At 64.8% G+C, this 2959-nt stretch carries 4 protein-coding genes; 1 reads left to right on the forward strand and 3 read right to left on the reverse strand.

Annotation, left to right across the window (positions count from 1 at the left end; genetic code table 11):
- Both ABZ312_RS44975 and ABZ312_RS44980 read right to left on the reverse strand, forming a co-directional pair.
- A partial coding sequence (locus ABZ312_RS44975) for an alpha/beta fold hydrolase (protein ID WP_500440118.1) occupies positions 1-83 on the reverse strand: 83 nt, incomplete at its 3' end.
- Between the two features lie 652 nt (positions 84-735).
- Entirely contained in the window at positions 736-1587 is an 852-nt protein-coding gene (locus ABZ312_RS44980; protein WP_500364698.1) for a GNAT family N-acetyltransferase, read from the reverse strand.
- A gap of 629 nt (positions 1588-2216) precedes the next feature.
- Here ABZ312_RS44980 and ABZ312_RS44985 point away from each other — a divergent pair.
- A complete protein-coding gene (locus tag ABZ312_RS44985; RefSeq protein WP_500364696.1) occupies positions 2217-2750 on the forward strand; it encodes a hypothetical protein in 534 nt (177 codons plus the stop codon).
- Positions 2751-2818: 68 nt separating this feature from the next.
- Here ABZ312_RS44985 and ABZ312_RS44990 read toward each other — a convergent pair.
- The coding region (locus ABZ312_RS44990) for a catalase-related domain-containing protein (protein ID WP_500440218.1) at positions 2819-2959 on the reverse strand (141 nt) is incomplete at its 5' end.

Here is a 2959-nt window from a genome sequence, read left to right on the forward strand (position 1 = left end):
CCGTGGCTGAAGACGATCGGCTGACCAGTACCCCAGTCCTTGTAGAAGATCTCAACGCCATCCGAGGTAGTGATGGTAGGCATCGACTTGTTCCTCTCTCTTGGTGTACGGGTATTCAACGACAAGGCACACGATTATTTGTGAATCGCCGGGCTCAGGCGATCGATGGGTAAGTAACAAACCGTCAAGTCAGAATCAACTGGTGGACACCTGAGAAGGCCCGACCCGGCGACGGGGCCAGACCCCCAACCGTGCATGCGAAACCTGTACCACGATCGCTCTGCACAACCCTGATCAGGCGCGCCAGAGCCAATTCACACCGTTCACGGTGAGGGTTTGTGCTTAACCCCCGACACCGCGGTCGGCGCCCCCGGCGCTCCAGTCTGTGGTTGCCGCTTCTCATGCCCCCACGATGCTGTGAGGACCCGAAAAGTTTCCGTCCGCGACAGAAATTTTGAGGCGGCGAACAGGTAGTCCAACGGTCTCGTGCTGTCGACCGACTTCTCGCGACGTTCGCGCACACCGATCACGCGCCAGCCTGCTGGTCCGGCATGGGGATGGAGCGTTCCATGCTCACCCGCATCGCCGAGGTGCGGTCCCCTCTCGCAGAGCGCGGGGACCGCACCACCTGTCGGAAGAACTGGTGAGTGCCGGCGTGCGGCCTGTACGGGCCATGACAGAGGTGCGGCAGCGAGCGCAGCCCGTCCCCTCCAGCCATTCACCAGTTCCTCAGCCTCACTGGGAGGCTGCTCCTGGGTTGCGCCAGATCCAGTTCGGGCGCGGATAACGCAGGGTGAATCCGGCACGGATCAGGTTGTGGTACGAGGAGTTGTGCGTGCCCGGCGGCTCGTCGAAGGTCTCCACGACAAGCAGTCGGCATCCCGCCTCACGGGCGGCATCGACCCGTGCCGCGATCAGCGCTGACTGAGCGCCGCGCTTGCGAGCCTCGGGCAGAGTGCATCCAGCGAAGAGGCTGCCCACCTCACCCTGTACGCGCAGGGTCGCAGTGGCAACGATGGAACCTGCCTCTCGAACAGCGAAGGGGTACCAACCGGAGCGACCGACAGAGGCGGCTGCCATCTGCTGCATACCCTGCGCCGGCATACCCATCGCCCGGGGCATGACCTCGGCCCACTCCGCGGCCTCGTCGAGGGTCACCGGACCAACGGACAAACCCTCGCCGATCCTGGCATGTGAACTGGCGGTCACAGCCGCGTCGATATCGGCACCGAGCTTGCGGATCACCGGCCCACGCGCGATGCCGAGTTTCTCGCATATGTCCGGCCAGTCTTCCGGGATGACCGACGGCGCGATTTGTATCGTGGCCTCACGGATGCCCCGCTCCTGGTAGAAGTCGATGACTTCCTCCATCAGTGGAGGCGTGACGGGCTCGTCGAAGCCAAATCCCAGCGCCTTGCTCCAGTAGTCACTTATGTCGTCCCGCATTGCCAGGACGACTCCACCGCCCAGTCGCATGGAGTCCATCCCCCAACGCGACCGATCAGGCTCGGGGACGCCCTCTTCGAACTCATACATCTCCTCCGCCTCGGCCTTTTCGAGGATCGTTGCCGGGATGGTAGATGTCATGGAAATTCCTCTCTTGATCTGTCTGACGCGAGACCTGCGCCAGTGTGTGCAGTGGCAGGGCCGAAATCAGGGTCTGAAGGATCCTGAGTGGACTCACCAACGACGGAGGAGGTGAGGTCAGGGATCGAGGAGCCTCGACGGCTCGAGAGCCGCAAGGCCTGCTCCGGTCTTGGCGGCGCGATCCTGCCGCCTCGCCGCCTCAGCTCAGCAGCACTTCAGGCCCGGGATCACCCCCGGTCCCTACTCGCGTGGCCTGTCCAGGGGCCACTGCCAACCGTCATCTCGCCAACTGCTCATTCGGGTCTCCCTCGACTGCCCAGTGATGGATATGGCAACGGCCCCTGTGCTTCGACGGCGAGCGAGTCGCACCGCATGCGCAACGCCTCCGCTAAGAGCGCGGGGTGCCACTCTCGGAGGGCATCCATGCACCGGACAACCGATGTTGCCGTTTCTGGGAATGGAAGTTCCGAAACGATCACTCGGGCTCTGTCTGAAGCAGGCGCTCAGCTACGTCGCCATGGGTTGCACAGCGGTCTGACGCGCTCACAGCACTTGCCGGGGCAACCGGCATCTCCGCGAGCACCCTGCCGCAGCCGGAGTCCGGTCAGCGACGGCCCGGTCTGGAGCTCATGCTGCCGATCATCCAGGTACTCCGGATCGGACCCGACGGCGTGCGCCAGGTGGAGCCGCAGGAGAGTCAGTTTGACCCGGTGGCGCCGCACCCCTGGAACGGAATGGTGCGCCTGTCACTCTCATGGACGCTCGAGCCGATCCAGGTATGGAAGCTCGTCATCCCTGGCGGTCGAGTCCACCCGGACCCGCAGGCGCATGAAGGACATATGCGGGAATTACTAGTCAAGCTCGGAGAGGCAGCGGAATTCAGCAGGCGTCACCACACTGGTCCGGCAACATCGAGCGGGAACCAGCTGAGGTCCTTTGTCTGCAACGGTTTCGACCGTGCGGTCGGGCAGCAGATCGATTGCGCGGCGGGTCTCGATGGGAACGAGGATCGTCGCTTAGACGTGGCCCTCGCGCAGGGCGAACTCGTCGATGCCCAGGACACGCGGCACCGCGGGCGCCGGATGCGGCAGGGGACCGTATCAGCCGCAGAAGCGTGGAACGCTTCACCGGGCTCAGGCCCTGGCCGGCTGACCGGCCCGTAACGCAGGCGGAGGGGGCCGGGGCCTGGACGCTCCCGACCCCCTCCGGGTCTTGCGGGGACGAGCCCCGGTCAGCCCCGAAGGGCCCGCACCGCGGCCTCCAGCCGTTTGCTGAAGTCCTCGTCGGCACGGCGGAAGTTGCCGATCGCGCGCTCGGCGATGTCGTCGCGCGACACCTTGGCGATGAATCCGGAGAGGTTGGCGACCAGGCG

Origin of the sequence: Streptomyces sp. NPDC006207 (genome assembly GCF_040613835.1) — a bacterium.
GTDB lineage: Bacteria > Actinomycetota > Actinomycetes > Streptomycetales > Streptomycetaceae > Actinacidiphila.

Coding starts and splice junctions, on each gene's coding strand:
- ABZ312_RS44985 (WP_500364696.1), top strand. CDS start 2,217: ATGCTGCCGATCATCCAGGTACTCCGGATCGGACCCGACGGCGTGCGC.
- ABZ312_RS44980 (WP_500364698.1), bottom strand. CDS start 1,587: ATGACATCTACCATCCCGGCAACGATCCTCGAAAAGGCCGAGGCGGAG.